The organism is Geobacillus sp. JS12 (assembly GCF_001592395.1).
Taxonomy (GTDB): domain Bacteria; phylum Bacillota; class Bacilli; order Bacillales; family Anoxybacillaceae; genus Geobacillus; species Geobacillus zalihae.
The window spans coordinates 3,476,039-3,493,336 of sequence record NZ_CP014749.1; the positions used below are offsets into that span (position 1 = coordinate 3,476,039).

Genomic DNA, 17,298 nt, shown 5'->3' on the forward strand with positions numbered 1-17,298 from the left:
TGGTGGACATGATGAATTTTTTATCGGAAAAGCTGCTTGCGCATTTAAACAAAGAGCAGCAAGAAGCCGTTAAAACGACAGAAGGCCCATTGCTCATCATGGCGGGAGCGGGCAGCGGAAAAACGCGCGTGCTGACGCACCGGATCGCCTATTTGATGGCGGAAAAACAGGTGGCGCCGTGGAATATTTTAGCCATTACGTTTACGAACAAAGCGGCGCGTGAAATGAAGGAGCGGGTGCAGGCGCTCTTAGGCGGGGCGGCGGAAGACGTGTGGATTTCGACGTTCCATTCGATGTGCGTCCGCATGCTGCGCCGCGACATTGACCGCATCGGCATCAATCGCAATTTTTCCATCCTTGACCCGACGGATCAGCTTTCGGTCATCAAAGCGATTTTGAAAGACAAAAATATCGATCCAAAAAAATTTGAGCCGCGGACGATTTTAGCGACGATCAGCGGGGCGAAAAACGATTTGCTCACGCCCGAGCAATTCGCGAAGCGGGCATCGACGTACTACGAAAAGATCGTCGGCGACGTGTATCAAGAGTATCAACAGCGCCTTCTCCGCAATCATTCGCTCGATTTCGACGATTTGATCATGACGACGATCCACTTGTTTGACCGCGTGCCGGATGTGCTTCAATATTACCAGTATAAGTTCCAGTACATCCATATCGATGAGTACCAGGATACGAACCGCGCTCAATATACGCTGGTGAAAAAGCTCGCAGAGCGGTTCCAAAATATTTGCGCCGTCGGCGATGCCGACCAGTCGATTTACCGGTGGCGCGGGGCGGACATTCGCAACATTTTATCGTTTGAGCGCGACTACACGAACGCGAAAGTCATTTTGCTTGAACAAAACTACCGCTCGACGAAACGCATTCTGCAGGCGGCAAATGAAGTCATTGCGCATAACGTCAATCGAAAGCCAAAGCGGTTGTGGACGGAAAACCCGGAAGGGAAGCCGATCGTCTATTATGAAGCGATGAACGAAGTGGACGAAGCGCAATTTGTCGCCCGCCGCATTCAAGAGGCGGTTGAGAGCGGGGAGCGCCGCTACCGCGATTTTGCCGTGCTTTATCGGACGAACGCCCAGTCGCGCGTCATCGAGGAAATGTTTTTAAAAGCGAACATTCCGTACCAAATCGTCGGCGGCTTAAAGTTCTATGACCGGAAAGAAATTAAAGACATTCTCGCTTACTTGCGCGTCATCGCCAACCCCGATGACGATTTGAGCTTGCTTCGCATCATCAACGTGCCAAAGCGCGGCATCGGCGCCTCTACGATCGACAAATTGGTCCGCTATGCGGCCGAGCATGAGCTGTCCTTGTTTGAAGCGCTCGGCGAGCTGGAGATGATCGGCTTCAGCACGAAGACGGCCGGGGCGCTCGCCGCGTTTCGCAGACAGCTTGAGCAATGGACGCAGCTGCAAGAATACGTTCCGGTGACGGAACTTGTGGAGGAAGTGCTCGACCAATCGGGCTACCGCGAGATGCTCAAGGCGGAACGGACGATTGAAGCGCAAAGCCGGCTTGAGAACTTGGACGAGTTTTTGTCGGTGACAAAGCATTTTGAAAATGTGAGCGACGATAAATCGCTCATCGCCTTTTTAACCGACTTGGCGCTCATTTCTGATTTGGACGAGCTGAATGGGACAGATCAGGCGGCCGAGGGCGATGCCGTCGTCTTCATGACGCTGCACGCCGCCAAAGGGCTTGAGTTTCCGGTCGTGTTTTTGATTGGCATGGAAGAAGGCATTTTTCCGCATCTTCGTTCACTGGAGAATGAGGATGAAATGGAAGAAGAGCGGCGGCTGGCGTATGTCGGCATCACTCGGGCCGAGGAAGAGCTCGTATTGACGAACGCGCAAATGCGGACGCTGTTTGGCAACATCCAAATGAACCGGCCGTCGCGCTTTTTAGATGAGATTCCCGCGCATTTGCTGGAGACAGTCTCGCGCGGGAAACCGTCTGTTTCCCGTTCAGCGTCCGCTCGCTTGCAGGCAGGCGGCGCCATCGGGGTGTGGAAAGTCGGCGACCGGGCGAACCATCGGAAATGGGGAATCGGTACGGTTGTCAGTGTCCGTGGCGAAGGTGACGACCAAGAACTCGACATCGCCTTCCCGAGCCCGATCGGCATTAAACGGCTGCTTGCCAAATTTGCGCCGATTGAGAAAGTATAGAAAGGAGAACGGGTGAACGTATGGACCGCCAACAAGCCGAACGGCGCGCGGCCGAGCTGCGTGAACTGTTGAACCGCTACGGGTACGAATATTATGTGCTTGACCGCCCGTCCGTTCCAGATGCCGAGTATGACCGGCTCATGCAAGAGCTCATCGCCATTGAGGAACAGTATCCGGAATTGAAAACGAGCGACTCGCCGACCCAGCGCATCGGCGGCCCGCCGCTTGAGGCGTTTCGCAAAGTGACGCATGTTGTTCCCATGATGAGTCTCGCGAACGCGTTTGGCGAAGGCGACTTGCGCGATTTTGACCGCCGCATCCGCCAGGAAGTCGGCGAAGCAGCGTACGTATGCGAGTTGAAAATCGACGGCCTCGCCGTCTCGGTCCGCTATGAAGACGGCTATTTCGTGCAAGGAGCGACGCGCGGCGACGGAACGACAGGCGAGGACATTACAGAAAATTTGAAAACGATCCGCTCGCTGCCTCTCCGCCTGAAAGAACCGGTGTCGCTTGAGGCGCGCGGCGAAGCGTTTATGCCGAAAGCGTCGTTTTTGCGCTTGAATGAGGAGCGAAAAGCCCGCGGCGAGGAGCTGTTTGCCAACCCGCGCAACGCGGCGGCCGGCTCGCTCCGCCAGCTCGACCCGAAAGTGGCGGCGTCGCGCCAGCTCGATTTGTTCGTTTATGGTTTGGCCAATGCCGAAGAGCTTGGCATTGAGTCGCACAGCGAGGCGCTCGACTACTTACAGGCGCTTGGGTTTAAAGTGAATCCCGAGCGGCGGCGCTGCGCCAACATCGATGAGGTGATCGCCTTCGTCAACGAGTGGCACGAAAAACGGCCGCAGCTGCCGTACGAAATCGACGGCATCGTCATTAAAGTCGACTCGTTCGCCCAACAGCGGGAGCTTGGTACGACGGCAAAAAGCCCGCGCTGGGCGATCGCCTACAAATTCCCAGCCGAGGAAGTGGTGACGACGCTCATCGGCATTGAGGTGAACGTCGGCCGCACGGGCGTCGTCACGCCGACCGCGATTCTTGAGCCGGTCCGCGTCGCTGGCACGACCGTGCAGCGCGCCACTCTTCATAATGAAGATTTTATACGGGAAAAAGACATTCGCATCGGCGATGCGGTCATCATTAAAAAAGCGGGCGACATCATCCCGGAAGTGGTCGGCGTCGTCGTCGACCGGCGCGACGGGGATGAAACGCCGTTTGTCATGCCGACGCATTGTCCGGAATGCGAAAGCGAGCTCGTCCGCCTGGATGGAGAAGTGGCGCTCCGTTGCTTAAACCCGAAATGCCCGGCCCAGCTGCGCGAACGGCTTATCCATTTTGCCTCAAGAGCAGCGATGAACATTGAAGGGTTGGGCGAAAAAGTCGTCACCCAACTGTTTAACGCTGGCCTCGTCCACGATGTCGCCGATTTGTACCGGCTGACGAAAGAACAGCTCATCGGTTTGGAACGGATGGGCGAAAAGTCAGCAACCAACTTGCTTGCAGCGATTGAGGCATCGAAGCAAAACTCGCTCGAACGGCTGCTGTTCGGCCTTGGCATCCGCTATGTTGGAGCGAAGGCGGCCCAACTTTTGGCTGAGCATTTTGAAACGATGGAGCGGCTGGAAAAAGCGACGAAAGAGGAATTGATGGCCGTGCCGGAAATTGGCGAGAAAATGGCGGACTCGATCATCGCCTTCTTTTCCCAGCCAGAAGCGGCCGAGCTACTCCATGAGCTGCGGCTTTACGGCGTCAACATGGCATACAAAGGGCCGAAGCGGGCGGCTGAAGCGCCTGCTGACTCCGCCTTCGCCGGCAAAACGGTCGTCTTGACCGGCAAACTCGCGTCGATGTCGCGCAATGAGGCAAAGGAAGAGATTGAACGGCTCGGCGGGCGCATCACCGGCAGCGTCAGCCGCAGCACCGACATCGTCATCGCCGGTGAGGACGCCGGATCGAAGCTGGAGAAAGCCCAGCAGCTTGGCATTGAGATTTGGGACGAATCACGATTTTTGCAAGAGATCAACAGGGGGAAACGATGAAACGAATCTCACCACTTCGCAGTTTGGTTGCCTGCCGTTGGACGAATCGGACCCGAAAGCGGTTGGCCGCTGTCGGCCTCGCTTCGATTTGTTTGTTGTCTGCGTGTGCGCCGAAGTTTGACAAAGGTGAGGAAGTCGTGCAAGACAAAGGCAGCAAACAGCAAGAAGCCGTCATCCCGAAATACAACATTGCCGACTCGTATTACCGCGTCATCCTTCCGTTCAAACCGTCCGGGGCCCGTGGGGAGGTCGTCAATGATTTAAATACGCGCCTTGATGTCGACGAATTTGAGACGGGGCTTATGCGCTTGGCCACTGAGCAGTTTCCGTCGGATGAGTACTTGTTCCAAGAGGGGCAATATTTAGACAGCGAGACGGTGGGAAAATGGCTCGCTCGCAAGAAGACGACTCGCCAGCTGAAGGAAGAGAAAATGAAGCCGGAAGACAACATCGGCTTAAACCCACCGATTGGCGACACGGGAACAAACGAACAAAAAAACAAACAGAGCCCGATTTATTTGGCGAGCATTTTGGAACATGATTATTTGGTGAAGATCGACAACGACAAAGTGAAGCTCGGCGGCATCGCTATCGGCCTGGCGTTAAACTCCGTCCACTATTATTCGACCGAGCAAGGCTATCCGCGTGAGGTCAAAATCAAAGACGATGTCATCGAACGGGAAGGAAAGCGGATCGCCGCCGAGGTGCTGAAGCGGCTGCGGAGCATGAAAGGGCTTGGCAGTGTGCCGATTACGATCGCTTTATACAAACAAGCGCCCCGTTCATCTGTTGTTCCAGGCCACTTTTTCGCCGTCGCCCATGTCGATGAAGGAAGCAGCACCATCGATGATTGGGAGGCGGTAAACGAGGAATATTATGTATTCCCGTCCGATGAGGCGGAAGAGAACCATCGTGATGACTGGCTCAAATTCAACAATTTTAAATCAGATGTTGAAGACTTTTTCCCGAACTACACCGGCATCGTCGGCAGAGGGTTGTACGTCAACGACCAGCTTCAGAAGTTAACGATCAACATTACGATGCCGTTTTACGGCAAAGCGGAAGTGATCGGCTTTACCCAATACGTGACCGGCTTGGTGATGGAAAAATTCCCGGACTACATCACCGTCAACGTCTACATCGCCTCGGCCGGCCAGCCGGAAAGCCTCATCGTGCGCCAGGCGAAAGCAGACGAGCCGTTTGTGCATATTTATCAATGACAACGTGCCGCATCCTCTCTGGACGAGCCAGAGGGGATGCGGTTTTTGCGACGTTGCGGTTCGAAAAGGCTGGTGTAAACGGATTCGGTGGCAGCCTGTCGGTGTGATTTGCCGGATGGGGACAGACTGATAAAATAATGAAGACCTAGATGCGAGTAAAGGTGTGTCGCGATCATGAAAGCCATCTGTGTGTTTTGCGGATCAAGTTATGGACAAAGCGTAAAATACAAGGAAGCGGCGAAAGAGCTCGGAACGTTTTTAGCCCGAAGCGGCATTACGCTCATTTACGGCGGAGGGACACGGGGCTTGATGGGAGAGGTTGCTGAGGCGGCGCTCCGTCATCAAGGGCGCGTGGTTGGGATCATTCCGCAATTTTTGAAGGACCGGGAAGTGGCGCATAATCGGTTGAGCGAACTGTTGGTCGTCGATACAATGCACACCCGCAAAGCGAAAATGTACGAGGCGGCCGACGGGTTTATCGCCATGCCAGGGGGTTATGGAACGTACGAGGAGCTGTTTGAAGTGCTCTCGTGGTCGCGCGTCGGCCTCCACCAAAAACCGATCGGCCTGCTCAATGTGGATAGGTTTTTCGACCCGCTCCTTGACTTGCTTCGGCATACAGTCGAAAACGGATTTGCCGCGCCGGAAGACCTCAAGCTGATCGTCAGCGCCGAAGACGTTCTGACGCTGTATGAGCGGATGAGCCTGTTCCGTCATCATCGTAGACAGCGATGACGGGAGGTCTTTTTATGCGATCATGACGGTGCATTTGATCTTTCATGGCCAATCCAAACGATGGTGCGGGTTGCCAGTGGTTCGTCAAGCCTGTGCATTGTTCACTTCATGGGCGACGCGAATGCCGGATTCAATGGCGCCTTGAATCCATCCGTGGTGGGTGGAAGCGTGTTCCCCGGCAAAATGCACCCTCCCTTCGGGAGCGGCGATATACGGCGACAGCTCCGTCACTTGATTCGGCTTCATCATCGTGAAGGCGCCGCCGGAGTACGGATAGCGAACCCAGCTATGGCTCGTTCCGGTTTCAAATTCACGGTACACTTGCTCTCCATGGAGGATCGCTAAATTTTTCAGCGTATATTCCAGTCGCTCTTCATCGCCCAAGCTGTCCCAAGGAATGGTGTCATCTTCCCACGTATAGCTCGCCAATACGACACCTGGCCCCGTGGTGCCAATGCCTTGGCTTGGATATTGTGTATACGTAATCGGCAGATCGGAAACCGCTCTGCCCCCAAACATGCCTTCTTTTTCCCAAAACCGCGTTTTAAACTGGATGCCCGTTTTCGTCGAACCGGCATAGTGAAGTTCACGAATGGCTTTCCATTTGTTTTCGGAAAATGAATGGCGGGGTTCGATGTCGACAAACTGCAAAATCGAAAATGGGATGGTGACGATTGCTCGATCGGCGGTGACTTGAAACGGTTGAAGAATTTTGGTGTGCGTGGCGTGGATGGTGACGCCGTTTTCGCGCTGGACGATTTTTTGCACTTTATGGCTAAAGAAAATCTCGTCCTTCAGCTGCGGCAAAAAGGCTTTTGGAAGCCGGTCGTTTCCGCCGACGATTTCGTAAAAACGGATGTTCGGCGTAAACAGCACCATCAATTCACGCAACATTTCCAGAAACGACAGTTCTGGCAATCCTCCGAGCGAAAGAACGGCTTTGATCATATCGATGGCGCCGACGGACAACGACAGGCCGAACGGGTTGTAACGCAAATACGAGTCAAGCGAGTAGCGGTCGAGTTGTTCGATGACGATCGGCCAATGTTGTTCCGGATTTTGCTCAATGAATTGAACGACCGGGCGAATGGCCATCTGCAATAACTCGGAAGCGGTTTTGCCCCGTTCGTGCGGGGCGACCGGAAAGCCAAAGAGGCCGGGATGCTGCTCATATTCGCCAAGACGCGCTTTCACGCCGCGAAAATACAGAATGTCGCGCGGAGTGCTGTTGATAAACGGGTAAAGCGGCAAGTTGAATTTTTTGATATATTCCAATGTCAATTGGTGGGTGTGCGGGATGCGCATGGCGCCGGCTTCGAGATACTGGTCATCGCGAAAGTTGGAGCGGAGCGTGTAGATTCGGCCGCCGACCCGCTCGGATGCTTCAAGAATCGTGATGCGATGGCCGGCTTGCTTCAGCAATGACGCTGCGACAAGTCCGGCCATTCCGGCGCCGATGATGACGATGTGTCGAGGCGCCGCGGTTTTCTTTAAGCCGTTTCGAATGATCGAGATCATCGTTTCCATCGAAAGTTTTGGAGAAACATACGGGTGGGACACGGTTGGACTCCCCCTTTGCCGTTTTCACCGCGCGAGGATGAAGGTGCGGTTATTCCATCTTATTCCGCGGCAAAGGGGAGTATGTGAGAATAGGAATGCCCGTCACGGCCTGGAAACGATATACGTCGCGCCATCGATTTCGATGGAGCGCTGTTCCTGCACCCCCACAAGCCGGCACGAAAACGGGCGCGTTGATGGATGACGTCGGTCAGCCTCATAGAACCGAATCGCAATGCCGCCGACAGCGAGCTTCGCATACGCTCCCGCCTCATCGCGCCCCACATCGGGTTCGGGCAAGTCAAACAGCCGGCGATAGCCGTTGGCCGCCCGCTGGAGATCGAGGGTGTAGATGCTAATTGATGACAGCGAAACAGAGCCAATCGGGTGTCTCATGAGCGGCGCCAGCTCGTTCATCCGCACGTCATCGCCGTCGCCCCATTGGATGAAAAACGGATAGCGAAATGCACCGTCTGTGTCGTCTTCGATAAACAGCATCGACCATGTCAGCCGCTTGCCGTCATCGCGCTCGCGGCTGCCGGGGAGCGGACCGATTGGGGTAAACCCGTTTCGTTTGAGATGTGCCGCCACCGCTTCGATGTTATTCGTGCGGAAGGCAAATTGGGAAAAGCCGTTTCCTTCTTGGCGGTCGGCGACAAGCTGGGCGATGAGCGGATTTCCGCACGTTCTCGCCGTCTGTCTATCAGCAATGCCGATCCACTCAATGTAGCGCAAATGCTCGAAGTAGCATAAGGCGTTGTACGTTCCCCATGACGGATGGCGGCCGCCATGGATGGCTGTAAACCCCCATTGTTCAAACGCCGTTTTCGCTTGCTCCGGTCGTTCGACCAGATGGACGAGATGGTCAAACACGACATGCATGGCGGCGGCCTCCTCCTAGATGGAATCGATCAGCGGAACAGCATTTCTTTGAGCTTGTAGATGATGCGTTCGTTATCGACGGTGCGGTGGGCGATAAAATTCAAATCGAGCTTGATGTCTTCGATTTGGGCGGACAATTGTTCGTAACGGGAATCCATTTTTTGTTCGAGGCGGTCCACCGTTTGTTTCAATGAGGAAAATTCCCGGTGAAGCTGGTGGACGTCAGCAGCGAGAGCTTCCAGTTTGGCGTCTGTTTCGTCTTGGCGGTGGAGGAGAGCAGCCACGATGCCGTTCAATTCCGTTTGCCCAGCGCGAAGCGAATCTTGTTCTTGACGAATGGCGATTTGTTCACGCTCGAGCCGCTCTTGGCCTTCTACGAGCTTTTGCAGTGTGCTGTCCATGGCGTTCAGGCGATCAAGCACTTGGGCGAGCAAAGCGTCACTCATCGTCATGATTCCCCCTTTTTTCGTCTGTTATGGCCATTATAGTACATATGTTCGGGGTTGTCAATCAAGAAAATTTGAACATCCATGGCGGACAAACTCCTTCCCATTCCTTGTTTGTCAACGGTTTATTCCATATCGATGCCCAACAATCCTCCCGATTTTTGTCAGCAGCATCCAAAATATGAGATGTTCACATGGAAGCAAATACTTTTGGCAATGAGATGAAGAGCTTTGGAAAAATATGAGGGCAAATCGTTTCATCTTTATAGTGCACTCCCGCTTGGTGAAACTTTTGATCTTGCAAGGCATATTTTTCGACGGTCTCATGAACCGGATCGACAATCCAGTATTCTCTGACACCAGCTTGTTCGTAGTTGTGAAATTTCGTAATGCGGTCGTGTTTGGCGGTAGATGGAGAAAGAACTTCTACGATAAGATCAGGCGCTCCATAAATTCGCTCATCACCAATTTTTTGTTTGTCACAAACAACAATGAAATCGGGAATATACCAATCTTTAATGTCATGAAGAGGAGTATCTTTTGTTGCGAATAAACATACATCGATCGGTGCGACAAATACTTCACACGAGGAATGTTGTAGAAAGTCGAAAAACTGTGCTGACAAAGCTGTCACGATCCGTTGATGTCTTGGTGTAGGTGAAGGAGTCATAAATAGGACGCCGTCAATTCCCTCATATCGTTTTTCCTCAGGGAAGTTTACGTAATCTGCATATGTCCATGGATGATTTTGATTTGGCAGCGACATGCAATTTCCCTCCTTGTGCTTTCATTTTATCGTATTTCTTTGAATAAAAAAAGGCGTCACGAGCGATTCCTTCCTGTGTCTAAATTAGGAGCGCGTCCTTTTTCTCCCATCAACCGTTTACTCATGCGAGTGACGTCCTATTGTGCGCTGTTCAGGAAAACGAAATATTCCTACATCAAAATTAAATCCTCCCGGTTTCACGCCTGCCTTCGCTATTAGGAGGTGTTATGAACGTTGTATTTATTTGCATCGCGAATATGTAGATTGATTCTCGTCCAGAACATGCGGCAACTGTTGCTTCATTCGATGAAAGTTTGGTATCATCATGGTATTGTGATAGGTCGAACTCGTTGGAGGTGAAACTATGTCGCGAATTTCGATTGACCAAGTCAAACACGTCGCCGACCTAGCGCGATTGGCGATTACGGATGAAGAGGCGGAGATGTTTGCGAAACAGCTCGATGCGATCATTACATTTGCCGAGCAGTTGAATGAATTGGATACGGAGAACGTTCCGCCGACTTCGCACGTGCTTGATATGAGAAACGTGATGCGCGAGGATATTCCAGAACCGGGGCTGCCGCGCGAAGAAGTGTTGAAAAACGCGCCGGATCAGCAAGACGGCCAGTTCCGTGTGCCGGCCATTTTAGAGTAAGGAGGGGGATTTATGTCGCTTTTTGACCATTCCGTGTCAGAATTACATACGTTGCTGCAGAAAAAAGAAGTGTCCGTTTCCGATCTCGTCGACGAATCGTACCGTCGCATCGGCGAAGTGGAAGAAAAAGTGCAAGCGTTTTTAACATTAAATGAAGAACAGGCGCGGGCGAAAGCGAAGGAGCTCGATGACCGGCTCGCCAAAGGTGAAGAAACGAACCCGCTGTTCGGCTTGCCGATCGGCATTAAAGACAACATCGTCACAAAAGGATTGCGCACGACATGCGCCAGCAAAATTCTATACAACTTTGACCCGATTTACGACGCTACTGTCATGGAGCGGCTGCATGCCGCAGGGGCGATCACGATTGGGAAGTTGAACATGGACGAGTTCGCCATGGGCTCGTCGACGGAAAACTCCGGGTTTCAGCTGACGCGCAACCCATGGGACGTAGAGCGCGTTCCGGGCGGCTCGAGCGGTGGTTCGGCGGCGGCGGTGGCGGCCGGCGAAGTGCCGTTTGCTTTAGGTTCTGATACGGGCGGTTCGATCCGCCAGCCGGCGGCGTTTTGCGGGGTTGTTGGCTTGAAGCCGACGTACGGCCGCGTCTCGCGCTTTGGCCTCGTCGCGTTTGCCTCGTCGCTTGACCAAATCGGCCCGATTACGCGCACGGTCGAAGACAACGCCTACTTATTGCAGGCGATAGCGGGTGTCGATCCGATGGATTCGACATCGGCAAATGTTCCGGTGCCAAACTATGTGGAGGCGTTGACCGGGGACATCAAAGGATTGAAAATCGCCGTGCCGAACGAATATTTAGGGGAGGGCGTCGATGAAGGTGTGCGTCAGTCGGTGCTTGCGGCGCTTGCCGTGCTTGAGAAGCTTGGTGCGGCGTGGGAAGAAGTGTCGCTGCCGCATTCGAAATATGCGCTCGCGACGTACTATTTGCTCGCTTCATCGGAAGCTTCGGCGAATCTTGCTCGCTTTGACGGCGTCCGCTACGGCTATCGGACGGACAACGCCAAAAACTTGATCGATATGTATAAACTCACACGGAGCGAAGGGTTCGGCAACGAGGTCAAGCGCCGCATTATGCTCGGGACGTTCGCGTTAAGCTCGGGCTATTACGATGCGTATTACAAAAAAGCGCAAAAAGTGCGGACATTGATCAAACGAGATTTTGAGAACGTCTTTGAACAATATGACGTCATCATCGGCCCGACGACACCGACACCGGCGTTTAAAATCGGTGAGAAAACGAACGATCCGCTGACGATGTATATGAACGACATTTTAACGATTCCAGTCAACTTGGCAGGCGTGCCGGCGATTTCCGTGCCGTGCGGCTTTGTCGATGGCTTGCCGGTCGGCTTGCAAATCATCGGCAAGCACTTTGATGAAAGCACTGTCTACCGCGTCGCCCACGCTTTTGAACAAGCGACCGACTACCATAAGCAAAAACCGGTGTTGTAAGGGGGGTTAGGTGATGAACTTTGAAACGGTCATCGGACTTGAGGTGCACGTCGAGCTGAAAACGAAATCGAAAATTTTCTCCAGCAGCCCGAACGCGTTCGGCGCGCCCCCGAACACGCAAACGAACGTCATCGACTTAGGGTATCCAGGCGTGCTGCCGGTGTTGAACCGGCAGGCGGTCGAGTTTGCGATGAAAGCGGCGATGGCGTTAAACTGCGAAATCGCGACCGAGACGAAATTCGACCGCAAAAACTACTTTTATCCGGACAACCCGAAAGCGTACCAAATTTCGCAATACGATCAGCCGCTCGGCAAAAATGGCTGGATTGAAATTGAAGTGAATGGGAAAAAGAAAAAAATCGGCATCACCCGCATTCACTTGGAAGAAGACGCCGGCAAGCTGACACATACGGGCGACGGCTATTCGCTCGTTGATTTTAACCGCCAAGGGACGCCGCTCATCGAGATCGTCTCGGAACCAGACATCCGCTCGCCGGAAGAGGCGTACGCCTACTTGGAAAAATTAAAGGCGATCATCCAATACACAGGCGTCTCCGACTGCAAAATGGAAGAAGGATCGCTCCGCTGCGACGCCAACATTTCGCTCCGGCCGATCGGATCGGACCAATTCGGCACGAAAACGGAGTTGAAAAACTTAAACTCGTTTAACTTCGTCCGCATGGGGCTCGAGTACGAAGCGAAGCGGCAGGAGAAAATTTTGCTCTCCGGCGGCGTCATCCGCCAAGAAACGCGGCGCTTTGACGAAGCGACGAAAACGACCGTCCTCATGCGCGTCAAAGAAGGCTCGGAAGACTATCGCTACTTCCCGGAGCCGGACTTGGTCATGCTTTATATTGACGACGAATGGAAAGAGCGCGTCCGCGCCTCGATTCCGGAGCTGCCGGACGCCCGCCGGAAGCGGTATGTCGAAGAATGGGGCCTGCCGGAATACGACGCCAAAGTGCTGACGCTGACCAAAGAAATGGCGGATTTCTTCGAAGCAACGGTCGCAAACGGCGCCGATCCGAAACTGGCGTCGAACTGGCTCATGGTCGAAGTGTCCGGGTACTTAAACGCCGAACAAAAAGAGCTGCATGACATCGCCTTGACGCCGGAAAGCCTAGCAGGCATGATCAAACTCATCCAAAACGGCACGATTTCGTCGAAAATCGCGAAAAAAGTGTTCAAAGAGCTTGTTGAAAAAGGCGGCGACCCGGAGAAAATCGTCAAAGAAAAAGGGCTCGTGCAAATTTCCGACGAGGGAGCGCTGCGCAAAATCGTGCTCGAAGTGCTTGACGCCAACCCGCAGTCGGTCGAAGACTATAAAAACGGCAAAGACCGCGCGCTCGGCTTCCTTGTCGGCCAAGTGATGAAAGCGACGAAAGGACAAGCGAATCCGCCGCTTGTCAATAAGCTGTTAGTAGAGGAAATTGGAAAACGATAATGAAACAATAGGAGGCCTGCCCACCGGCAGGCTCTGTTTTCAATAAAAATTTTTGCACTATTAAAAAAATACAATTGACAAACGTTGTGATCGAATGATAGATTTTTTATAAGAAAAAACCAATTGATTTAGTAGGATATGAAATCTCGAAGGGTCAAAGAGGGGAGAGGAAACGATGAGCCATGAACAAACCTTCCGCCCGGAGACGCTCGCCATCCACGCCGGGCAAAAACCGGATGCGGAAACGGGCGCGCGGGCGGTGCCGATTTACCAAACAAGCTCGTATGTATTCCGCGACAGCGAGCATGCGGCCAATTTGTTTGGCTTGAAAGAGGAAGGGTTTATTTACACGCGCATTATGAACCCGACAAACGATGTCTTGGAAAAACGGATCGCGGCGCTTGAAGGCGGCATTGGGGCGCTCGCGCTGTCATCGGGGCAGGCGGCGGTGTTTTATTCGATCATCAACATCGCCTCGGCGGGCGATGAAATCGTGTCGTCGTCGTCCATTTACGGCGGCACGTACAACTTGTTCGCCCATACGCTGCGCAAGTTCGGCATTACGGTGAAGTTTGTCGATCCGTCCGATCCGGAAAACTTTGAGCGGGCGATCACCGACAAAACGAAAGCCTTGTTTGCCGAAACGATCGGCAACCCGAAAAACGATGTGCTCGACATCGAAGCGGTGGCCGACATCGCCCATCGCCATGCCATTCCGCTCATTGTCGACAACACGGTGGCCAGCCCATACTTATTGCGGCCGATTGAATTCGGCGCCGATATCGTCGTCCACTCAGCGACAAAGTTCATTGGCGGGCACGGCAATTCGATCGGCGGTGTGATTGTGGACAGCGGCAAGTTCGACTGGAAAGGGAGCGGCAAGTTTCCGGAGTTCACCGAGCCAGACCCGAGCTACCACGGGTTGGTGTATGTGGACGCCGTCGGCGAAGCGGCGTACATCACGAAAGCACGCATTCAGCTCTTGCGCGACTTAGGAGCGGCGTTGTCGCCGTTTAACGCGTTTTTGCTTTTGCAAGGGCTGGAGACGCTCCATTTGCGGATGCAGCGCCATAGCGAAAACGCCCTTGCCGTCGCCAAGTTTTTAGAAGAGGAAGAAGCCGTCGAATCGGTCAACTACCCAGGGCTTCCGAGCCATCCGTCGCATGAACTGGCGAAAAAGTATTTGCCGAATGGGCAGGGCGCGATCGTCACGTTTGAAATCAAAGGCGGCGTCGAAGCTGGCAAAAAACTGATCGACTCGGTCAAGCTGTTCTCCCATTTGGCCAACATCGGTGATTCGAAATCGCTCATCATCCACCCAGCCAGCACGACGCACGAGCAGCTGACCCCGGAAGAACAGCTGTCCGCCGGCGTCACCCCAGGCCTTGTGCGTCTGTCCGTCGGCACAGAAGCGATCGACGATATTTTGGACGACTTGCGCCAAGCCATTCGCCAAAGCCAAACCGTGGCGGTGAAGTAGTGGGCATCAACAGATGCGTATACAACACTACCATGAAATTTAGGGATTGAGAAGTGAGGGCTGAACTAAAACGCACGCGCGTTTTGGATCAGCCCTGCTTTTTTACTCCCAAAGAAGAATTGAGCTCATTCTAGTCGGATAGCGACTGCCATCAAAAGAAAGATGCCTTTTTTATATGGAAAGAGGATAGATCATTGACACACTTGTGGTGTAGAAATTCGTGAGGGGTGTGCTCATTTTAAACGTGCAACTGTACGAAGTGCAGATCTAATATTCATTGAATAATCAAATGGAAGTGATTGAGCGAACCGAATAGTGCCCTGTATTTGAAAAGAATGCGGAGCGCTTTCGTGTAGCGGTCTTCCTCGTTACGTCAACTGCACCATCCTGATCTTGAACAAGCAAGTCGTCATGTAGAAGATGTTGTGTATTTTGTCAATAACCTTTTGAGATAGTCTCGTATACACAATAAATTTAAGAACATTATAAAAAATATATACAAATACATTAGAAAAATATTAGAATTTCCATTTATGCTAAATGTCGAAAAAAGGTTTTTTGTTTTGGCATTAACTATTTGATGAAAAAGGCAGGAATCCATAATCGTTTTGTACATCTTTCATCAAGTAGTTAATGATAAATATCAACAATAAAAAGGAGCATTCCCGTTAGGAGCTTTTCCGGGGACTTGATCAAAAAAAGCCCTCTTGGTATGATGCAGGGGTGTCAAACACATCACTCACCATACCAAGGAGGACTTCAGATGAATTGTACACAAAACTATAAAATTGATCAAGTCACCGAACAAACGCTTGTCGTGGGCATCGATATCGCGAAACGAACCCACTACGCCTGCTTCGTGGATGACCGGGGGCGTGTGCTTCGCAAATCGTTCCCGATCTTCCAGTCGAAAGAGGGATTTCGCCAGCTGTATGAAGCGATTCAGGAGGCGATGCAAGCGTTCGGGAAGTCAGAGGTGATCGTCGCGGTGGAGCCGACCGGGCACTACTGGTTGAACCTGGCCTACTTCCTCGAGGAGCACGGGATCCCGTTGGTCATGGTCAACCCGGCGCATGTGTGCCGGTCGAAAGAACTCGATGACAACCTGCCGACGAAACATGACGCCAAAGACGCCCTAGTCATCGCCAGACTGGCGAAAGACGGACGATTCCTCGTCCCCCGGCTGCTGCACGAGATCGAAGCCGATTTGCGCGTCGGGAGCACGCTCAAAGAGAAGCTCCGCAAGGAACAGACGGCGGTGAAAAACGCGATCGTCCGCTGGACCGACCGATATTTTCCAGAGTTTTGGACGGTGTTTCGCGACCTGGGGAAAACGGCGCTTTCGGTGCTGGAGTGGACGCCGCTTCCGGCTGATATGGCCGGCCGGACGGTGGAGGAACTTCTTGAGGTGTACCGGCAAAGCGAAGGGATGAAATGCCCGCAGAAGGCCAAAATTCAGGCGTTGATCAACACCGCGAAGGACTCGATTGGGGTGACGGAAGGGGCGACGATGGCCCGGTTTGAGATCGCCGCGCTCGTCCGCCGATACCGCCAATTGGAGGCTGAGATCGCCACACTGGACGCCGAGTTGAAGGCATTGGTTCAAACGACGATGGAGTATCAATGGCTGAAAACGGTCGACGGGTTGGGAGACGCCACGATCATCGATCTGCTGGCGGAGATCGGCAGCTTCGCCCACTATCGGGACCCGCGTCAATTGGTGAAGTTGGCGGGCCTGACGCTCAAAGAGAATTCCTCCGGCCAGCGCAAAGGGCAAAAGCACATCTCCAAACGGGGACGGAAACGGCTGCGATCGGTGCTGTTTCGGGCGATGATTCCGCTGATTCGGCATAACGAGGCGTTTCGCGAGCTGCATGAGTATTATACGACCCGCCCCGTCAATCCGCTGACCGGAAAGCAGTCCATCGTCGCCTTGTGCCGGAAGCTGTTGAATGTGCTGTTTGCGATTTGTACGAAGAAACAAGCCTTTGACGCGGAGCGAATGAAACAGGACGTCTTGTCCCAGGTGCAACGGGCGGCCTAAGGCCTCCCCCTGCGAACGGAAGAATCGTTGGACAACAGGATGACACCGGAGAAGCTGGCGTGATTGTATCCATTCGACCTTGAGTCCCCAAAGGAGCTTGGCCGGCCTCCGCCTGATGACGAGACCGAACGAGGGAATGTTGGCGCGAAGACGCCCGGAGACATGGGAGGGTTCGTCCTCATCAGCGACGCGGAGATCCAAAGGGTGCATCGAATACGCTTCCTCCCACGGCAGGAAAATATGTCCAGCCGTGGCCGCGAAGCGCACCCTAGGTCTGTAAGATATCCACAAAACTGAAAAAGGATGTAAGGGATTTTGTCGAAAAATATTTTTTGGACACCCCTGAGGGGCCGAAAAGCCTTGATACATCAACATTTCTA

Annotated in this window: 13 protein-coding genes; 9 read left to right on the forward strand and 4 right to left on the reverse strand. The window is 53.2% G+C overall.

The window, feature by feature from the left end:
* Positions 1-11 precede the first annotated feature (11 nt).
* From pcrA to A0V43_RS17225, 4 genes are all read left to right on the forward strand, one after another.
* The gene (pcrA, locus tag A0V43_RS17210; RefSeq protein ID WP_063193897.1) at positions 12-2,186 is read left to right on the forward strand and encodes a DNA helicase PcrA; all 2,175 of its coding nucleotides are present in this window, start codon (positions 12-14) and stop codon (positions 2,184-2,186) included.
* Between the two features lie 20 nt (positions 2,187-2,206).
* On the forward strand, positions 2,207-4,219 hold the full coding sequence (gene ligA / locus A0V43_RS17215; RefSeq protein ID WP_063193638.1) for an NAD-dependent DNA ligase LigA: 2,013 nt from the start codon (positions 2,207-2,209) through the stop codon (positions 4,217-4,219).
* Positions 4,216-5,439, forward strand: coding sequence for a CamS family sex pheromone protein (locus A0V43_RS17220; RefSeq protein WP_063193639.1), 1,224 nt, complete (start codon positions 4,216-4,218; stop codon positions 5,437-5,439). Before ligA ends, A0V43_RS17220 begins: the two co-directional genes overlap by 4 nt.
* 174 nt (positions 5,440-5,613) lie before the next feature.
* Positions 5,614-6,174, forward strand: a complete 561-nt coding sequence (locus A0V43_RS17225) for an LOG family protein (RefSeq protein ID WP_063193640.1) — start codon at positions 5,614-5,616, stop codon at positions 6,172-6,174.
* Positions 6,175-6,258: 84 nt separating this feature from the next.
* Here A0V43_RS17225 and A0V43_RS17230 read toward each other — a convergent pair whose 3' ends face one another.
* From A0V43_RS17230 to A0V43_RS17245, 4 genes are all read right to left on the reverse strand, one after another.
* A complete protein-coding gene (locus A0V43_RS17230) occupies positions 6,259-7,734 on the reverse strand; it encodes a flavin monoamine oxidase family protein (protein ID WP_128578057.1) in 1,476 nt (491 codons plus the stop codon).
* 102 nt (positions 7,735-7,836) lie between these two features.
* Positions 7,837-8,613 carry a VOC family protein gene (locus A0V43_RS17235; protein WP_013144146.1) on the reverse strand — a complete coding sequence of 259 codons (777 nt, stop codon included), beginning with the start codon at positions 8,611-8,613 and terminating at the stop codon, positions 7,837-7,839.
* Between the two features lie 29 nt (positions 8,614-8,642).
* Positions 8,643-9,065: a hypothetical protein gene (locus tag A0V43_RS17240; RefSeq protein ID WP_041468163.1), complete on the reverse strand. Its 423-nt coding sequence runs from the start codon at positions 9,063-9,065 to the stop codon at positions 8,643-8,645.
* A 184-nt stretch (positions 9,066-9,249) separates the two neighbouring features.
* Complete coding sequence (locus A0V43_RS17245; protein WP_013144148.1) at positions 9,250-9,825, reverse strand: Uma2 family endonuclease; 576 nt, start codon at positions 9,823-9,825, stop codon at positions 9,250-9,252.
* Positions 9,826-10,189: 364 nt separating this feature from the next.
* Here A0V43_RS17245 and gatC point away from each other — a divergent pair, with 364 nt between their 5' ends.
* The 5 genes from gatC (at position 10,190) to A0V43_RS17270 (ending at position 16,918) form a co-directional block, all read left to right on the forward strand.
* Positions 10,190-10,480, forward strand: a complete 291-nt coding sequence (gene gatC, locus A0V43_RS17250) for an Asp-tRNA(Asn)/Glu-tRNA(Gln) amidotransferase subunit GatC (RefSeq protein WP_013144149.1) — start codon at positions 10,190-10,192, stop codon at positions 10,478-10,480.
* A gap of 12 nt (positions 10,481-10,492) precedes the next feature.
* Positions 10,493-11,950 (forward strand): Asp-tRNA(Asn)/Glu-tRNA(Gln) amidotransferase subunit GatA, encoded by a 1,458-nt coding sequence (gene gatA, locus A0V43_RS17255; protein ID WP_063193641.1) that lies wholly within the window; start codon positions 10,493-10,495, stop codon positions 11,948-11,950.
* Positions 11,951-11,963: 13 nt separating this feature from the next.
* A complete protein-coding gene (gene gatB, locus A0V43_RS17260) occupies positions 11,964-13,394 on the forward strand; it encodes an Asp-tRNA(Asn)/Glu-tRNA(Gln) amidotransferase subunit GatB (RefSeq protein ID WP_063193642.1) in 1,431 nt (476 codons plus the stop codon).
* Positions 13,395-13,569: 175 nt separating this feature from the next.
* Positions 13,570-14,874, forward strand: a complete 1,305-nt coding sequence (locus tag A0V43_RS17265) for a homocysteine synthase (RefSeq protein WP_063193643.1) — start codon at positions 13,570-13,572, stop codon at positions 14,872-14,874.
* A 763-nt stretch (positions 14,875-15,637) separates the two neighbouring features.
* A complete protein-coding gene (locus A0V43_RS17270; RefSeq protein WP_063193644.1) occupies positions 15,638-16,918 on the forward strand; it encodes an IS110 family RNA-guided transposase in 1,281 nt (426 codons plus the stop codon).
* The last annotated feature ends 380 nt before the right edge of the window (positions 16,919-17,298 follow it).

Bases quoted from the DNA above. Each gene is read 5' to 3' on its own strand.
- A0V43_RS17240 (WP_041468163.1), bottom strand. From the start codon at position 9,065: ATGACGATGAGTGACGCTTTGCTCGCCCAAGTGCTTGATCGCCTGAAC.
- gatC (WP_013144149.1), top strand. From the start codon at position 10,190: ATGTCGCGAATTTCGATTGACCAAGTCAAACACGTCGCCGACCTAGCG.
- A0V43_RS17220 (WP_063193639.1), top strand. From the start codon at position 4,216: ATGAAACGAATCTCACCACTTCGCAGTTTGGTTGCCTGCCGTTGGACG.
- gatB (WP_063193642.1), top strand. From the start codon at position 11,964: ATGAACTTTGAAACGGTCATCGGACTTGAGGTGCACGTCGAGCTGAAA.
- A0V43_RS17235 (WP_013144146.1), bottom strand. From the start codon at position 8,613: ATGCATGTCGTGTTTGACCATCTCGTCCATCTGGTCGAACGACCGGAG.
- gatA (WP_063193641.1), top strand. From the start codon at position 10,493: ATGTCGCTTTTTGACCATTCCGTGTCAGAATTACATACGTTGCTGCAG.
- ligA (WP_063193638.1), top strand. From the start codon at position 2,207: ATGGACCGCCAACAAGCCGAACGGCGCGCGGCCGAGCTGCGTGAACTG.
- A0V43_RS17265 (WP_063193643.1), top strand. From the start codon at position 13,570: ATGAGCCATGAACAAACCTTCCGCCCGGAGACGCTCGCCATCCACGCC.
- A0V43_RS17245 (WP_013144148.1), bottom strand. From the start codon at position 9,825: ATGTCGCTGCCAAATCAAAATCATCCATGGACATATGCAGATTACGTA.
- A0V43_RS17270 (WP_063193644.1), top strand. From the start codon at position 15,638: ATGAATTGTACACAAAACTATAAAATTGATCAAGTCACCGAACAAACG.
- A0V43_RS17225 (WP_063193640.1), top strand. From the start codon at position 5,614: ATGAAAGCCATCTGTGTGTTTTGCGGATCAAGTTATGGACAAAGCGTA.
- pcrA (WP_063193897.1), top strand. From the start codon at position 12: ATGAATTTTTTATCGGAAAAGCTGCTTGCGCATTTAAACAAAGAGCAG.